At 62.2% G+C, this 14,597-nt stretch carries 16 protein-coding genes; 11 read left to right on the forward strand and 5 right to left on the reverse strand.

What is annotated here, in order from left to right; all coding sequences use genetic code 11:
• The first annotated feature begins 250 nt into the window (after window positions 1–250).
• From AC0L2H_RS13510 to AC0L2H_RS13525, 4 genes are all read left to right on the forward strand, one after another.
• Entirely contained in the window at window positions 251–580 is a 330-nt protein-coding gene (locus AC0L2H_RS13510) for a phasin family protein (protein WP_473590678.1), read from the forward strand.
• Between the two features lie 274 nt (window positions 581–854).
• Window positions 855–1,181, forward strand: coding sequence for an ATP-dependent Clp protease adapter ClpS (gene clpS / locus AC0L2H_RS13515; protein WP_167434233.1), 327 nt, complete (start codon window positions 855–857; stop codon window positions 1,179–1,181).
• Window positions 1,182–1,187: 6 nt separating this feature from the next.
• Window positions 1,188–3,656 carry an ATP-dependent Clp protease ATP-binding subunit ClpA gene (clpA, locus tag AC0L2H_RS13520; RefSeq protein WP_107647673.1) on the forward strand — a complete coding sequence of 823 codons (2,469 nt, stop codon included), beginning with the start codon at window positions 1,188–1,190 and terminating at the stop codon, window positions 3,654–3,656.
• A 59-nt stretch (window positions 3,657–3,715) separates the two neighbouring features.
• Window positions 3,716–4,342, forward strand: coding sequence for a chloramphenicol phosphotransferase CPT family protein (locus tag AC0L2H_RS13525; RefSeq protein ID WP_473590679.1), 627 nt, complete (start codon window positions 3,716–3,718; stop codon window positions 4,340–4,342).
• 18 nt (window positions 4,343–4,360) lie between these two features.
• Here the strand turns inward: AC0L2H_RS13525 and AC0L2H_RS13530 are convergent, their stop codons facing one another.
• The 4 genes from AC0L2H_RS13530 to AC0L2H_RS13545 all read right to left on the reverse strand — a co-directional run bounded on the left by AC0L2H_RS13530 (window position 4,361) and on the right by AC0L2H_RS13545 (window position 7,377).
• On the reverse strand, window positions 4,361–4,792 hold the full coding sequence (locus tag AC0L2H_RS13530) for an HIT family protein (protein WP_473590680.1): 432 nt from the start codon (window positions 4,790–4,792) through the stop codon (window positions 4,361–4,363).
• A gap of 130 nt (window positions 4,793–4,922) precedes the next feature.
• Entirely contained in the window at window positions 4,923–6,137 is a 1,215-nt protein-coding gene (locus AC0L2H_RS13535; protein WP_473590681.1) for a GNAT family N-acetyltransferase, read from the reverse strand.
• A 41-nt stretch (window positions 6,138–6,178) separates the two neighbouring features.
• The gene (locus tag AC0L2H_RS13540; RefSeq protein ID WP_473590682.1) at window positions 6,179–6,907 is read right to left on the reverse strand and encodes a glycerophosphodiester phosphodiesterase; all 729 of its coding nucleotides are present in this window, start codon (window positions 6,905–6,907) and stop codon (window positions 6,179–6,181) included.
• Between the two features lie 5 nt (window positions 6,908–6,912).
• Complete coding sequence (locus tag AC0L2H_RS13545; protein WP_473590683.1) at window positions 6,913–7,377, reverse strand: RidA family protein; 465 nt, start codon at window positions 7,375–7,377, stop codon at window positions 6,913–6,915.
• Between the two features lie 138 nt (window positions 7,378–7,515).
• Here AC0L2H_RS13545 and AC0L2H_RS13550 point away from each other — a divergent pair, with 138 nt between their 5' ends.
• From AC0L2H_RS13550 to tsf, 5 genes are all read left to right on the forward strand, one after another.
• The gene (locus AC0L2H_RS13550; RefSeq protein ID WP_473590684.1) at window positions 7,516–8,343 is read left to right on the forward strand and encodes a cell envelope integrity EipB family protein; all 828 of its coding nucleotides are present in this window, start codon (window positions 7,516–7,518) and stop codon (window positions 8,341–8,343) included.
• 100 nt (window positions 8,344–8,443) lie between these two features.
• Window positions 8,444–9,778 (forward strand): lysophospholipid acyltransferase family protein, encoded by a 1,335-nt coding sequence (locus AC0L2H_RS13555; RefSeq protein WP_473590685.1) that lies wholly within the window; start codon window positions 8,444–8,446, stop codon window positions 9,776–9,778.
• A 166-nt stretch (window positions 9,779–9,944) separates the two neighbouring features.
• On the forward strand, window positions 9,945–10,220 hold the full coding sequence (locus tag AC0L2H_RS13560) for a DUF4031 domain-containing protein (protein WP_006334612.1): 276 nt from the start codon (window positions 9,945–9,947) through the stop codon (window positions 10,218–10,220).
• 197 nt (window positions 10,221–10,417) lie between these two features.
• Window positions 10,418–11,227 (forward strand): 30S ribosomal protein S2, encoded by an 810-nt coding sequence (gene rpsB / locus AC0L2H_RS13565; protein ID WP_097574600.1) that lies wholly within the window; start codon window positions 10,418–10,420, stop codon window positions 11,225–11,227.
• Between the two features lie 117 nt (window positions 11,228–11,344).
• Window positions 11,345–12,265: a translation elongation factor Ts gene (tsf, locus tag AC0L2H_RS13570; protein WP_473590686.1), complete on the forward strand. Its 921-nt coding sequence runs from the start codon at window positions 11,345–11,347 to the stop codon at window positions 12,263–12,265.
• Window positions 12,266–12,300: 35 nt separating this feature from the next.
• Here the strand turns inward: tsf and AC0L2H_RS13575 are convergent, their stop codons facing one another.
• The gene (locus AC0L2H_RS13575; RefSeq protein ID WP_473590687.1) at window positions 12,301–13,227 is read right to left on the reverse strand and encodes a LysR family transcriptional regulator; all 927 of its coding nucleotides are present in this window, start codon (window positions 13,225–13,227) and stop codon (window positions 12,301–12,303) included.
• A gap of 118 nt (window positions 13,228–13,345) precedes the next feature.
• On the opposite strand from AC0L2H_RS13575, the gene AC0L2H_RS13580 reads away from it, so the two are divergent.
• Together AC0L2H_RS13580 and AC0L2H_RS13585 are read left to right on the forward strand one after the other, a co-directional pair.
• Window positions 13,346–13,873: a nuclear transport factor 2 family protein gene (locus AC0L2H_RS13580; RefSeq protein ID WP_473590688.1), complete on the forward strand. Its 528-nt coding sequence runs from the start codon at window positions 13,346–13,348 to the stop codon at window positions 13,871–13,873.
• A 326-nt stretch (window positions 13,874–14,199) separates the two neighbouring features.
• Window positions 14,200–14,478, forward strand: a complete 279-nt coding sequence (locus tag AC0L2H_RS13585; RefSeq protein ID WP_473590726.1) for a hypothetical protein — start codon at window positions 14,200–14,202, stop codon at window positions 14,476–14,478.
• Window positions 14,479–14,597 lie beyond the last annotated feature (119 nt).

Consider the following 14,597-nt stretch of genomic DNA (forward strand, 5'->3'; position numbering starts at 1 on the left):
TCCAGCCACGCTACCGCGGTCAGCGTTACCAATCCGTTTATGGTAACCGCCGCGTTCACCATTTTCTTCGGGATTGAGCTTCTCTTTATTCGAATCTTAGCCGCTGCCGGCGTGGCGGGGGTTACTGATTTTGGCTAAACCTTGACTTTTGTGCAGCGCACAATATATTCACGTGCATTGCACAACGTGGCCGGATAGGCGCCCAGTTCGGGACGGCCATCAAAGGCCGTCATCAAAGGGAATGCGTGAAATGGCCCAGACCTATGAAGATTTCAGCAAATACGGCAAAGAGTTTGCCGACACCGGCTTGAAGAGCTTTGCGTCCCTTTCCAAGGGCGCGCAGGCCATTGCCACCGAAGCGGGCGAATACACCAAGAAGAGCTTCGAAGCCGGCAGCGCCGCGGTCGAGAAACTTTTCTCGGCCAAGTCGCTGGACAAGGCGATCGAAATCCAGTCCGACTACGCCAAGCAGTCCTACGAATCCTTCGTCACCGAGGCGACAAAGATCGGCGATCTCTACGCCGAACTCGCCAAGGAAGCCTACAAGCCGTTCGAATCGATCGTCGCAAAGGCGAAGTAGTTTGTCCGTATGATGTGAAGACGGCCCCGAGCCTGTAAGACAGACCCGGTCGCGGAAGCGCGGCCGGGTTTTTTCATGGCAATTTCAAATCAGGGGCTCTGCCGGCTTCACGATTGCGAAAATCCGTCAAGTTTGGCCACCTAGCCATATTGTCAGCTAAACAGAAGGGCTTAAAATCGTCCATCGAACACCTACATGTCGAACTCGCATGGGGATTCGAAAAAGGCAGGACTACGTGACGATCGGTTTGACTGCCACGAGAGACGTGGCGCGTATGCAAAACGGCAGCGGCGGCAATGAGGCCGGTCGCGGCACGGCCGTCATTACGCGCACCAAAACCAAGACCAAGAAGCCCAGCCTTTACCGGGTCCTCATCCTCAACGACGACTACACACCCATGGAATTCGTGGTCCACGTGCTGGAGCGTTTTTTCCAGAAGGACCGTGAAGCCGCCACACGCATCATGCTTCATGTTCACAATCATGGAGTGGGCGAGTGCGGGGTCTATACATTCGAGGTGGCCGAGACCAAAGTGTCTCAGGTCATGGATTTCGCCCGACAGAATCAGCATCCGCTGCAATGCGTGATGGAGAAGAAGTGAGGTAACATGCCGGCTTTCTCCCAAGGCCTGGAAAAGGCGCTTCACCAAGCGCTGACGCTCGCCAATGAGCGGCACCATGAATACGCAACCCTTGAACATTTGCTGCTCGCGCTCATCGACGACACCGAGGCGGCCGCTGTCATGCGTGCCTGCAATGTCGATCTCGACGATCTGAAGCATACGGTGCTGACCTACATCGACACCGAGCTCGACAATCTCGTTACCGGTTACGACGAGGACTCCAAGCCGACCGCCGGTTTCCAGCGCGTCATCCAGCGTGCGGTGATCCATGTGCAGTCGTCCGGCCGCGAGGAAGTGTCGGGCGCCAATGTGCTCGTTGCCATCTTCGCCGAGCGCGAGAGCCATGCCGCCTATTTCCTGCAGGAACAACAGATGACCCGCTACGACGCGGTCAACTACATCTCGCACGGCATCGCCAAGCGCCCCGGCGCTTCGGAAGCGAGGACGCCACGCGGCGCCGACGATGAGCAGGGTGGCCAGAATGGCGCCGAGCCGCAGGAAGAAAACGGCAAGAAGAAGCAGCAGCAGGACGCGCTGACCGCCTATTGCGTCAACCTCAACAACAAGGCCAAGGCCGGCAAGATCGATCCGCTGATCGGCCGCGAGAGCGAGATCAACCGCACCATCCAGGTGCTGTGCCGCCGTTCCAAGAACAACCCGCTCTATGTCGGTGACCCCGGCGTCGGCAAGACGGCGATCGCCGAGGGCCTTGCCAAGCGCATCGTCGAGGGCGATGTGCCGGAAGTGCTGCTCAACGCCACCATCTTTGCGCTCGACATGGGCACGTTGCTGGCCGGCACCCGCTATCGCGGCGATTTCGAGGAGCGGCTGAAGCAGGTCGTCAAGGAGCTCGAGGACTATCCCGGCGCGGTGCTGTTCATCGACGAAATCCACACCGTGATCGGGGCAGGGGCCACATCGGGTGGCGCCATGGATGCGTCGAACCTGTTGAAGCCGGCGCTGTCGTCCGGCGCGATCCGGTGCATCGGCTCGACCACCTACAAGGAGTTCCGCCAGTTCTTCGAGAAGGACCGCGCTCTGGTGCGGCGCTTCCAGAAGATCGACGTCAACGAGCCGACCATCGAGGATGCCATCGAGATCATGAAGGGCCTGAAGCCCTATTTCGAGGAGTTCCACAAGGTCCGCTACACGAGCGAGGCGATCAAGGCCTCGGTCGAATTGTCGGCGCGCTACATTAATGACCGCAAGCTGCCAGACAAGGCGATCGACGTGATCGACGAGACCGGCGCCTCGCAGATGCTGGTGCCGGAGGCCAAGCGCAAGAAGACCATCGGCATCAAGGAGATCGAGGCAACGATCGCCACCATGGCCCGCATTCCGCCCAAGACGGTTTCGGCCGACGACGAGAAGGTGCTGCAGGGCCTCGACGTCGAGTTGAAGCGTGTCGTTTACGGTCAGGACACCGCGATCACCGCGCTGACCTCGGCGATCAAGCTGGCGCGCGCCGGCCTGCGCGAACCGGAAAAGCCGATCGGCTCCTACCTGTTCTCGGGCCCGACCGGCGTCGGCAAGACCGAAGTGGCAAAGCAACTCGCTGCCTCGCTCGGCGTCGAACTGATCCGTTTCGACATGTCGGAATATATGGAGCGCCACACCGTCTCGCGGCTGATCGGCGCGCCTCCCGGCTATGTCGGCTTCGACCAGGGCGGCCTGCTGACCGACGGCGTCGACCAGCATCCGCATTGCGTGCTGTTGCTGGACGAGGTCGAGAAGGCGCATCCCGACCTGTTCAACATCCTGTTGCAGGTCATGGATCACGGCAAGCTGACCGATCACAACGGCAAGCAGATCGACTTCCGCAATGTCATCCTGATCATGACCACCAACGCCGGTGCGTCGGATGCACAGCGCGCGGCGATCGGCTTTGGCTCGACCAAGCGCGAAGGCGACGATGTCGAGGCGATCAACCGGCTGTTCACGCCGGAATTCCGCAACCGTCTCGATGCGATCATCCCGTTCGGCTCGCTGCCGGTGCCGGTCATCCATCAGGTGGTGCAGAAGTTCGTCATGCAGCTCGAGGCCCAGCTTTCCGAGCGTGGCGTCACCTTCGACCTGTCGCCGGACGCGATCGCCTGGCTGGCCGACAAGGGCTATGACGAGCGCATGGGCGCAAGGCCGCTCGGCCGCGTCATCCAGGAGCACATCAAGAAGCCGCTGGCCGACGAGGTGCTGTTCGGCAAGCTCAAGAAGGGCGGCACGGTGCGCGTCACCGTCGAGAAGAAGGAGACCGGCGAGACCGGCCTGAAGCTCGAATCGCTGGCCGACGAGGCGCCGGTCAAGCCGAAGAAGGAAGATCTGGACGATGCGCCCAAGGCCAAGAAAGCCGTAGCGAAGAAGCCCGCCGCGAAAAAGGCCGTGGCGCAGAAGCCGGAGGCCAAGGGCAAGGATGGCGGCAAGCGCAGCCTGGTGCCGCAACTGCCCCGCAAGGGCTGACAAGCTCTGGAGTCAGAAAAGCCCCGGCAACGGGGCTTTTTTGTTGGGAGGGAGGCCGCGTGCAGATCGGGCAAATCATCATTCTGAACGGTGCGCCGCGATCGGGAAAGTCGAGCATTGTCCAGGCAATCCAGGAGACGTTCGATGGCGTCTGGATGAACCTTGGCGTCGATACCTTCGCGCAGATCACGCCGCCCGGGTTTCGTCCGGGCATTGGCCTGCGCCCCGGCGGCGAGCGCCCCGATCTCGAAATGCAGGTGCCTCGATTCTATGCCGCGCTTTATGAATCGATTGCCGCCCACAGCCGGTCGGGGCTGAATGTCGTCGCCGATCTCGGTCATCACGATGCTTATTCGAAGCCGCTCAATATCCTGGCCGATTGCGCCGGTCGGCTCGCCGGTCTGCCAGTCCTTTTCGTAGGCCTTCGCTGTCCGATCGAGGCGATTCTTGAACGTCGCGCGCGAAGCGCGGCGGACGAGGGCTATGTGACCGGCTCCAGCGACGATCCGGTGCCGCGGCCCGTGCGCCTGTGGCAGGATGAGGTGCACCGGCCGGGCATCTACGACCTGGAGGTCGATACGTCGCTGCTAAGCCCGCAGCAGTGCGCCGAGGCGATCAGCCGGCGGCTTGACCACGGCCCGCGGCCGACCGCTTTTCGAAGGCTGGCGCAATCGCAAGTCGGCTAAAGCCCGCCTGCGACGCGATCAGTCGCTTAGCGCTGCCCGTATCTTACCGGCGTTTTCAGCCAGGATTCCCGGCTTTTCCATCTGTCCGCTGTGCGGCTTCAACGGGACACCCTCGAAGCGCGGAATGATATGGACATGCAAGTGGTAGACGGTCTGGCCCGATGCCGGCTCGTTGAACTGCATGACGGTGACGCCATCGGCGCCGAAGGCTTTTTTGACAGCACGCGCCACTTTCTGGACGATCGCAAAAAGCGGGCCGAGTGTTGTCGGATCGGCGTCAAGCAGGTTGCGCGAGGGCGCCTTCGGCACGACGAGCGTATGGCCTGGGCCTTGCGGCATCACATCCATGAAAGCCACGACCGCATCATCTTCGTAGACACGGTGCGACGGGATTTCGCCGCGCAGGATTTTTGCGAAGATATTGTTGCTGTCATAGGTGGCGTCCGCCATGGCCTGTGCTCCGGATTGTGCCTCGCTGTCTCGTGTAGCGAAGCCATTCCGGACCGGCAAGACAATCGGGCAAGATCAACATGCCCGCCTCGACGAGCGCCGCATCTTGGTCGAGGACGCTGGGCGGCTGCTACTCCTCGAGATCCTTGCGGAACGGGGTGTGCTCTTCGAGATAGTCGCCCATCCGCTCCACCTCGCGCCGCTCGCGCCTGAGATAGTCCGCCACCGCGTTGCGCAGGCCAGGATGGGCGATGTAGTGCGCCGAATGCATGGTCACCGGCCTATAGCCGCGCGCCAGCTTATGTTCGCCTTGCGCGCCCGCCTCGACCACTTTCAGCTTGCGCGAGATGGCGAAGTCGATCGCCTGATGATAGCAGACCTCGAAATGCAGGAAGGGATGGTCCTCGACACAGCCCCAGTTGCGGCCGTAAAGCGCGTCCGAGCCGATGAAATTGATGGCGCCGGCAATGTAGCGTCCGTTGCGCCTGGCCATCACCAGCAGGATGTCGTCGGCCATGCGCTCGCCGATCATCGAGAAGAACTCGCGGCTGAGATAGGGCCGGCCCCACTTCCTGCTGCCGGTGTCCATGTAGAACGCAAAAAAGTCGTCCCAGACTTTTTCAGTCAAATCCTTGCCGGTCAGCCAGTCGATCGAGATGCCGTGAGCGAGCGCCTCGCGCCGTTCCTTCTTCATCGCCTTGCGCTTGCGCGAAGCCAGCGTGGCGAGAAAATCGTCATAGGTCGAAAAGCCTTCATTGAAGAAGTGAAACTGCTGGTCGGTGCGGTGCAGGAAACCCGCTGCCTCCAGCGTCTCGACGTCTTTCTCCTGGGCGAAGGTGACATGGGCCGAAGACACGCCGAGCTTTTCCGTCACGGCCTTCAGGCCAGCAGCCAGCCCGGCCTTCACGGTGCCGCTGTCCTCACCCTTGCGGACCAGCAGGCGAGGGCCGGTGACGGGCGTAAACGGCACCGCGCATTGCAGCTTGGGATAATAGCGCCCGCCGGCGCGCTCGAACGCGTCCGACCAGCCATGGTCGAACACATATTCGCCCTGGCTGTGCGATTTCAGATAGCAGGGCACGGCGCCGAGCAGCCTGCCTTGCGCCGTCTCCAGCCTGAGGTGATGACCTTGCCAGCCGGTGCGCCGGACGGCACAACCGGAGTCTTCGAGCGCGCTCAGAAAAGCGAACGAAACAAGGGGGTTGTAGCCATTTTCTTTATCGCCTCGCGCAGTGCCGCCGAGGTCATCCCATTCGGCGCGGGTGAAGGCGCCGATACCGGCGGCGACGCGGATCGAATACTGTTCATTCGCCGTTTGCCCGTCGCATTCATCACCCTGATCCATGAGGCTAATTTAAGCGCCAAAGTGGCCCATGCAAGCCCGCTTCAGGCCACCTTCACGTGATCGGGCTCGAAGCCTTCGAACGTCATCTGGTCGGCATATCTGAAGGTAAGCTCCACCGCGGGCTGGTCGAGCACGGTCCAGGTGATGACAGGCATTTTGAGCTTCTCGCGCACGAAGGAGACGAACCGGTTTGGCAGGTCGCCGGCGGCATAGGAGGTGAAAGCGAGACCGTGCGCCAGCATGGCGAAATGCGCCTCGATCAAACTGACGTCCTTGCCATAAGCGGTCAGCCCGCCTGGGATGCCGGGCGCATGTTTCGAAAAATCGCGGATCAACCAGTGGTCGAACGACATGATCGCCACCTTGCCCTCGTAACGCTTGAGCAACTTGCCGACGCTTTCGACCAGGCCATCATCATGGCCGGGAACGCCTTTGAGCTCGACGACCATGGGCACCCGGCCGTCGACCAGATCGAGCGCCTGCTGCAACGTCGGCAGACGGTCCGAAGTGCCGCCGATCCTGAGCGCCGTCAGTTCAGCCGCCGTGCGCTGCCAGACGAAGCCGTCCTGGCCGGTCAGCCGCTTCAGGTCGTCGTCATGGATGATGACGGGAACGCGATCCGACGACAAATGCACATCGCATTCGATCGCATAGCCGCGCTCGGCCGCGGCGGCGAAAGCGGAAAGCGTGTTCTCCCAGCGCTTTTTGTTCATGTCGTGAAAGCCACGATGGGCAACGGGCCGGGCAGTCAGCCAGGAAAGGTCGGTCATCTTATTCACTCGACTTCAAAGATCGCTTCGATTTCCACTGCGGCATTGAGCGGCAGGGAAGCGCTGCCGACGGCGGAGCGGGCATGTCTGCCGCGATCGCCGAGGACGGCGACCAGAAAATCCGAAGCACCGTTGGCCACCAAATGCTGTTCGACAAAATCCGGCGCTGAAGCAACGAAGACGGTGATCTTCACCAGCCGGCGGATTTTATCGAGGTCGCCAAGCGCTGCCTTGGCCTGAGCCAATACGTTGATCGCGCAGTATTTTGCCGCCTCCTTGCCGGTCGCGGTGTCGATCTCGCGGCCGAGCAGACCGCTTGCCTGCAGCTTGCCTTCCCTGAGGGGCAACTGCCCGGCGGTGAAGAGCAGATTGCCTGACCTGCAATAGGGCACATAGTTGGCGGCGGGCGCCGCGGCGACCGGAAGCGTCACGCCGAGATCGCTTAGCCGCTTTTCGATTGTTTCACTCATGGTATTTCCCTATTGCTTGATGTCGACGCGCTGGCCGGGCCGAAATTGCTATTTTTGCCTCGCTTCCGCCATGACTTTTTTTAAGCTGGACCATCTTTCCCTGCGGCCTGCCATTGGCCGCGATGATCGGAGCCCCTCATGCGCGCAACGCGCCTTGCATTCCATGCTGTTCTGCTGCCGGCGCTTTTCGCGGCGGCTCCTGCTTTGGCCGTCCCGGCGCTGCAGGCGCACCGCGCCGTTTACGACATCACCCTGGACAAGGCGTCGGATCGTTCCGGCATCACCGGCATTTCCGGCCGCATGGTCTACGAGTTCAATGGCTCGCCCTGCGAAGGCTACACGGTGAAGTTCCGCATGGTCACCCAGATCGTCACCGGCGACAACACGCGGCTGACAGATCAGCAGACGACGACCTTCGAGGACGCCGAAGGCAAGACATTTTCGTTCGTGACGAAATCCTTCGTCGACCAGAACCTCGACAAGGAGGTCAAGGGCACCGCGACGAAGGAGACGAAGGGCCTCAAGGTCGATATGGACAAGCCGGAGAAGAACAGCATCGAACTGGCTGCCACCCAATTCCCGACCCAGCACCTGGTCGAACTGATTGGCAAGGCCGAAAAGGGCGAGAACTTCTACGAAACCAATCTGTTCGACGGCTCGGAAGACGCCGACAAGGTGATGGCCACCACCGTCGTCGTTGGCAAGAAAACCGATGCCGACAAGGCCGATCCGGAAGCGCCGGCGCTGGCCAGGCTCGCGACCGACAAATATTGGCCGGTCGACATCGCCTATTTCGACGACACCGACAAGTCGGGCGAGGAGGTGCCGGAATATCGGATCAGCTTCAAGCTGCTCGAGAACGGCATCACGCGTGACATGCTCATGGACTATGGCGAGTTCTCGATGACCGGCAAGCTGGTCAACCTGTCGCTGTTCGATCAGTCGAAGCCTTGCCCGACGAAATAAGCCCTCGCTTAACCACGACGCGGCGCTGTCGCAGCCAATGACTTGAACGTGCCGCAATTGCGTTTCACCCTTTCCCCAGCGTCTACCTTGGGGGATCAGGTTGAGCAGAATCGATGTGTTCGTGGTGCCGCGGCCCAATCCGGCGCTGATCAGTATGATGACGTTCGTCAACCGGGTCATCATGCTGCACGGCATTCCCGGCTTGCGCGACCTGCTGCCGTTCAACCGCCTGGCCGGGTTGCGCGGCGTTGCCAATGTCCGCCACATCGATTTTCCCGATGACGACCGGCGGCGGTTGGAGGCCTGCTGCGGCACGGGCAAGGCGGCATTCATCACGCCCAACCATCCGGAGTTCTTCACCGACTGGATGATCGACAAGGAGATCGTCTCGCAGGTCAGCCCGCTCGCGGCGTACTGGGCCACGCACGGCGTCGTCAACGGCCTCGGCCGGATCATGCAGAAATTCTGGCTGGCGAACAATCTGATCGCCCAGATTCCCGGCAACAGCGGGGCGGCCAAGGAGCATTCGGTCGCCTGGGCGCTGAAAGGGCATGGCGTGCTCCTGCATCCCGAGGGCGGCGTCGGCTGGCATGCCAATGTCGCCGCCCCCTTGCTGCCGGGAGCCATCGAGATGGGGTTCGAAGCGCTCAAGCGCGGTCGCGCAACGGATGGGGATTTCAAGGCGTGGATCGCGCCGGTCGTCTGGAAGCTGGCTTTCACCGGGGATGTCGAGCCGGCGCTGGCGCGGGAATGCGGCTATGTCGAGAAAAGCCTGAAGATCGAACGCCATGCCGCCGATACGCTGGCGGAACGCGTCCACCATATCTATGCAACGCTGTTGTCGCGCGATGAGAGCGCCTGCGACGTGACGCCTGACGCGCAGGGCTCCTATGCCGCGCGCCAGCAGCGATTGCTGATCGAATTAAGCCGGCGGCTTGGGAAACTCATTCCAGTCGAGTCCGGCGCTCCGGTCGATTCCGGTGCCCCAATCCAATCCGACACCAATGAGATCGCCGAGCTTTTGCGCCGGTCGCGCCGCTGGCTTCGGGAAGGGGCAGGCGACCCTGAAGAGCATAGGCAGGTGCGGGCGCTTGCCGACACCATCCAGCGTATCCAGCGTGTCGGGCCGTGGGCATGGTCCAGTCCGCGTATCACGCAGGAGGAGATCGCCGAGCATCTGAAGCGCATCCGCAACGATTATTGCAAAGGCACGCTGCGCGACACGATCAACCGCTTCGTACCGCAGCCGGCCGGACCGCGTCGCGCCCACATCCGCGCGCCGGAGCCGCTGGGATTGCATGCCTGGCAGGGCTCGATCGACGAGGCGCTTGCCGAATTGCACCGCCGCATGCAGGACGCCATCACAACAATCGTCGGCCAGGTCGAGGCCAACGGTGGTTTCATTTTCTACCCGAATCCCTTCTATCATCGCTGATGCCGCAACCTTGGCATGACGCATCGGGCCTGAAAATCGGAATCGATTTTCGGAAAGCACGATGCGTAGATTCAAAATGTTAGAGCGTACTTTGTGCGTCCAATTGGACGTACATCGTTCTAACGACCGGGTATGCGGACCGGGTGAGGGAGTGCGGTAAGCCCTGATGGCGGTCTATGTCGATGCGGCAATCTGGAAGTGGGTCGGCCACCGCTGGTGCCATCTGCTTGCCGACGATACCGACGAGTTGCACCGCTTTGCCGCCCAGCTCGGCATCAAGCGATCATCCTATCAGGGACCGCCGAAGACATCTGCGCCGCATTATGACATAACCGGCTTCGAACGCGACCGCGCGGTGCGGCTTGGCGCCATCGAGTGCAGCCGTGAGGAAATCGTCGCGATTTTCCGGCGTGTCCGGGTGCCGAAGGGCAAGATACGCTGATCACCCCGGTGCCGATCGCCGCACCCTGAGAGGCAGCGCTTGCGTTTACAGCGCTTCCCCTCTATATGCGCGCTCATTCCACACACGGACTTTGGTGTCTGCCCGGGAGAAATCCGGCTGAAACCTCCGGTGGCATTCGAGGACATAAGTCCAAGAATGCCTGTGTCCGTGGAGGCTAACCGGAAAGGAACTCGAGAATGGCTCTGCCTGATTTCAGCATGCGCCAGCTTTTGGAAGCTGGCATTCACTTCGGCCACCAGACTCACCGCTGGAACCCGAAGATGGCGCCCTACATCTACGGCGCTCGCAACAACATCCACATCATCGACCTGTCGCAGACGGTGCCTTTGCTGCACCAGGCGCTGAAGCAGGTGTCCGACACCGTCGCCAAGGGCGGCCGCGTTCTGTTCGTCGGCACCAAGCGCCAGGCGTCCGACATCGTTGCCGATGCAGCCCAGCGTTCGGCCCAGTATTATGTCAATTCCCGCTGGCTCGGCGGCATGCTGACCAATTGGAAGACGATCTCGAATTCGATCCAGCGCCTGCGCAAGCTCGACGAGATGCTGGCCGGCGAGGCCCAGGGCCTCACCAAGAAGGAGCGCCTCAACCTCGACCGCGAGCGCGAGAAGCTCGACAAGGCGCTCGGCGGCATCAAGGACATGGGCTCGACGCCGGACCTGATGTTCGTCATCGACACCAACAAGGAAGCGATCGCCATCCTCGAGGCCAAGCGCCTCGGCATTCCGGTCGTGGCCATCATCGATTCCAACTGCGATCCGGACAAGATCGACTTTCCGATCCCCGGCAATGACGACGCGGCTCGCGCCATCCAGCTTTATTGCGACCTGATCGCCAAAGCGGCCATCGACGGTATCGCTCGCCAGCAGGGCGCGCTCGGCGTCGACGTGGGTGCTGCGGTCGAGGCTCCGGTCGAGCCGGCGCTGGATCCGACGCCGGCCGCTGAGGCACCGGCCGAGACGCCGGCCGCCGAGAGCCCAAAAGCGTAACAGCGAAGGCCGGTTTCGGCCTTCATCTTTCTCATATTTTGGCGTGTTAAGCGCTGGCGCCTGGCGCATCATCGAGGACCGGTGGTGCGTTGGCGCATTTGAAACAAAGAGGCGACAATGAGCATTTCGGCTGCACAGGTCAAAGAACTCCGCGACTTGACCGGCGCGGGCATGATGGACTGCAAGATGGCGTTGAACGAGACCAACGGCAACATGGAAGAAGCCGTCGACTGGCTGCGCAAGAAGGGCATCTCCAAGGCCGACAAGAAGGCCGGCCGCACTGCCGCCGAGGGCCTGATCGGCGTTGATTCCGGCGTCCGCGAAGCAGCAGTGGTCGAGGTCAATTCCGAGACCGACTTCGTTGCCCGCAACGCTGCCTTCCAGGAGATCGTCGCCAAAGTCGCCAAGGTCGCGCTCGCCTACGGCAAGACCGAGGCGGTTGCGGCTGCCAAGTATCCGGGTTCGGACAAGTCGGTCACCGACGTCATCAAGGACGCCGTCGGCACCATCGGCGAGAATCTGGGCTTCCGCCGCTCGGCCAAGCTCACGGTTCCGCACGGCGCCGTCGCGACCTATGTGCATAACGCGGTGGCCGATGGCTTGGGCAAGCTCGGCGTGCTGGTCGCCATCGAGACCACGGGCAACGAGCATGCGGCCAACGCCTTCGCCCGCCAGGTCGCCATGCATGTCGCCGCCACCAGCCCGATGGCGCTGACTACCGAAGAGCTCGACCCGGCTGCCATCGAACGCGAGAAGGCGATCTTCTCCGACCAGGCACGCCAGTCCGGCAAGCCGGAAGCGATCATTGAGAAGATGGTCGAGGGCCGCCTGCGCAAGTTCTACGAAGAGGTCGTGCTCCTGAAGCAGGCCTTCGTGCTCAATCCCGACATCACCGTCGAGAAGGCGCTGAAGGATGCCGAGAAGGAAATCGGCGCTCCGGCCAAGATCACGGCCTATCTGCGCTTCGCGCTCGGCGAGGGCATCGAGAAGGAAGAGACCGATTTCGCGGCGGAAGTCGCGGCAGCGGTCAAGAAGTAGCCCAAAACAAATAACCCGGAGACGGGTTTCTCAGCTCAGGCAACTCGGCCGGGCGTCCGCGAGGATGTCCGGCCGATCTCTTGTGCGGTGTCGATGAAGGCTCTGAGCTTCGGCGCCATTGCCGAGCGCCTGGGAAAATAGAGAAACAGGCCTGGCTCCTCGATCGCCGACTGCGGCAAAACCTGGACAAGCCGGCCGGCCTTCATGTCGGCGCGCACCAGCGGCTCGAACACATAGGCCAGTCCCGTTCCCGATAGCGCCAGATCGATCGCGACAAGGGAATCGGTGACGACAGCCGTGCCGCGCGTCTCCACCGCCAAATCCTTGCCGTCTTCCGTTAGATCCCAGCGATAGACCGCGCCTGAGCGCACGAGACGGTAGCCTATGCAATTGTGGTCGGCGAGATCGGCCAGGCTGCCCGGGCGGCCTCGCCGGCCGATATAGGCGGGCGAAGCGACGATTATGACCTGGAACGGCGGCGTCAGCCGGATCGCGACCATGTCCTGCGCGATCATCTCGCCAAGCCTGACGCCGGCGTCAAAGCCTTCGCCAACGATATCGACCAGTCCTTCATTGGCAAAGATTTCCACCGTTACATCGGGGTAACGCTCCGCCATGACCGCCACGACCGGTGTTACGGCCATCGGGACGGCGACATGCGAAACATTCAGTCTGAGCAGCCCGGCCGGTCGGCCCTTAATGCCGCGAATACGCTCCATCCGCTCGGCGATATCCTGCAGCGCAGGTTCCGCCGTCGCGACCAGCGCCAGACCGGCCTCGGTCAGCGAGACGCTGCGTGTGGTGCGGGCAAACAGCGGCTGGCCGATCCGCTCCTCCACCAGCCGCACGGCATGGCTGACCGCTGATGGGCTCATGCCGAGCTCGGCGGCCGCCAGCGCAAAGCCGCCGCGCCGCGCCACGGCGACAACGACTGGGAGATGGCTGAGCAGGTCGCGGTCCATTCATGAACAATATCGCATAGTCTGTGCAGACAATGCAATGTTATCGATGTCGGTGCGCTGCCCCACATTGTCGTTGACACATCGGCGCGGGCTGGTGCGCGCAAAAGGAGATGGAGACATGAACGCGTTGAAGCACGTGGTATTCGCGGCGGGCCTTGCATTGGCGCCCGTCAATGCCGGCGGAGCAGAACCATCGGACTGGCGAGCGCTCGCCGACGAGCGCGCCGTCATCCGCATCGCCGATGCCATCGATCGCGCCGTCGATGCACAGGACTGGAAGCGGGCTCGCAGCTATTTCGCCGATCGCGTCACCGTCGACTTCAGCAGCCTCTCCGGACAGCCTCCGGCCACGATTGCCGCGGACGACCTTATCGGCACCTGGTCGGCCAACCTCAAGGGCAGCAAGAGCAGTCTGCATCTGCGCACCAACCACCAGGTCGTTATCGAGCCTGACGCCGCGACGGTCTCCTCCAACGGCTATGCCTGGAACCGGATGGAAGGCAATGGCGACCCGCTGTGGGAAGTGTGGGGCACCTACGAGCACCGCCTGAAGCGCTCAGGAGACGACTGGAAGGTCGACGGCTTCACGTTCCGCATGACGCATGAGCGCGGCAATCCCTGGGTCAAGGCCACTCCCGGCCGATAAGCCGCGTCAATCATAATCATGACCATGTCTTACACGCTCGGCAACAGCGGCTTGCGTGTCACGCGGCTTGCGCTCGGCACGATGACCTTCGGAACGGAATAGGGCTGGGGCGCCGAGAACAAAACCGTCCGCGCCCTGGTCGATACAGCGGCCTGCTCAGCGGAAAATACCGTTCCGATACAATCATCAAGGACGGTGGCCGGTCGGAGACCATGCGCGGTTCCACCAATCCCGGGTTCCAGAAATTCACCGACCGCAATTGGCAAATCGTCGCCGTACTGTAGACCGTTGCCGCCCAGCTCGGCCGCAGCATAGCGCAGGTCGCCCTGAACTGGACGGCAAACAGGGCAGGCATTGCGAACGTGATCGTCGGCGCGACCAGGTTTGACCAGCTCAAGGACAATCTCGGCGCGATCGATTTCGACATTCCCGAGGAGCTTCGGGCGCGGCTCGATGCGGCGAACCGGCCGGTCACGTCCTTTCCGTATTCGTTCTTCGGCCCTGGAATACAGGGCGGCCTGACGGGTGGCGAGGCGGTTGGCGATAAGCCGGCAGGCTATTTGCCGGATCTGTTCATGCAAGGTTCGTTTGCCGGCGTGAGTTGACAATTCTCTTGCCGTTTCCGGTCCGGGGGGGGGGGGGGGGGGGCGGGGGCCGCCGGGGCGGCGCCGGGCGGGGGGGGGGGGGGGGGGGGGGGGGGGGGGGGGGGGGGGGGGGGGGGGGG

The sequence above is a fragment of the Mesorhizobium sp. WSM4871 genome, assembly GCF_055811295.1.

Coding starts and splice junctions, on each gene's coding strand:
- AC0L2H_RS13510 (WP_473590678.1), top strand. CDS start 251: ATGGCCCAGACCTATGAAGATTTCAGCAAATACGGCAAAGAGTTTGCC.
- clpS (WP_167434233.1), top strand. CDS start 855: ATGCAAAACGGCAGCGGCGGCAATGAGGCCGGTCGCGGCACGGCCGTC.
- clpA (WP_107647673.1), top strand. CDS start 1,188: ATGCCGGCTTTCTCCCAAGGCCTGGAAAAGGCGCTTCACCAAGCGCTG.
- AC0L2H_RS13530 (WP_473590680.1), bottom strand. CDS start 4,792: ATGGCGGACGCCACCTATGACAGCAACAATATCTTCGCAAAAATCCTG.
- AC0L2H_RS13535 (WP_473590681.1), bottom strand. CDS start 6,137: ATGGATCAGGGTGATGAATGCGACGGGCAAACGGCGAATGAACAGTAT.
- AC0L2H_RS13540 (WP_473590682.1), bottom strand. CDS start 6,907: ATGACCGACCTTTCCTGGCTGACTGCCCGGCCCGTTGCCCATCGTGGC.
- AC0L2H_RS13545 (WP_473590683.1), bottom strand. CDS start 7,377: ATGAGTGAAACAATCGAAAAGCGGCTAAGCGATCTCGGCGTGACGCTT.
- AC0L2H_RS13550 (WP_473590684.1), top strand. CDS start 7,516: ATGCGCGCAACGCGCCTTGCATTCCATGCTGTTCTGCTGCCGGCGCTT.
- AC0L2H_RS13560 (WP_006334612.1), top strand. CDS start 9,945: ATGGCGGTCTATGTCGATGCGGCAATCTGGAAGTGGGTCGGCCACCGC.
- rpsB (WP_097574600.1), top strand. CDS start 10,418: ATGGCTCTGCCTGATTTCAGCATGCGCCAGCTTTTGGAAGCTGGCATT.
- tsf (WP_473590686.1), top strand. CDS start 11,345: ATGAGCATTTCGGCTGCACAGGTCAAAGAACTCCGCGACTTGACCGGC.
- AC0L2H_RS13575 (WP_473590687.1), bottom strand. CDS start 13,227: ATGGACCGCGACCTGCTCAGCCATCTCCCAGTCGTTGTCGCCGTGGCG.
- AC0L2H_RS13580 (WP_473590688.1), top strand. CDS start 13,346: ATGAACGCGTTGAAGCACGTGGTATTCGCGGCGGGCCTTGCATTGGCG.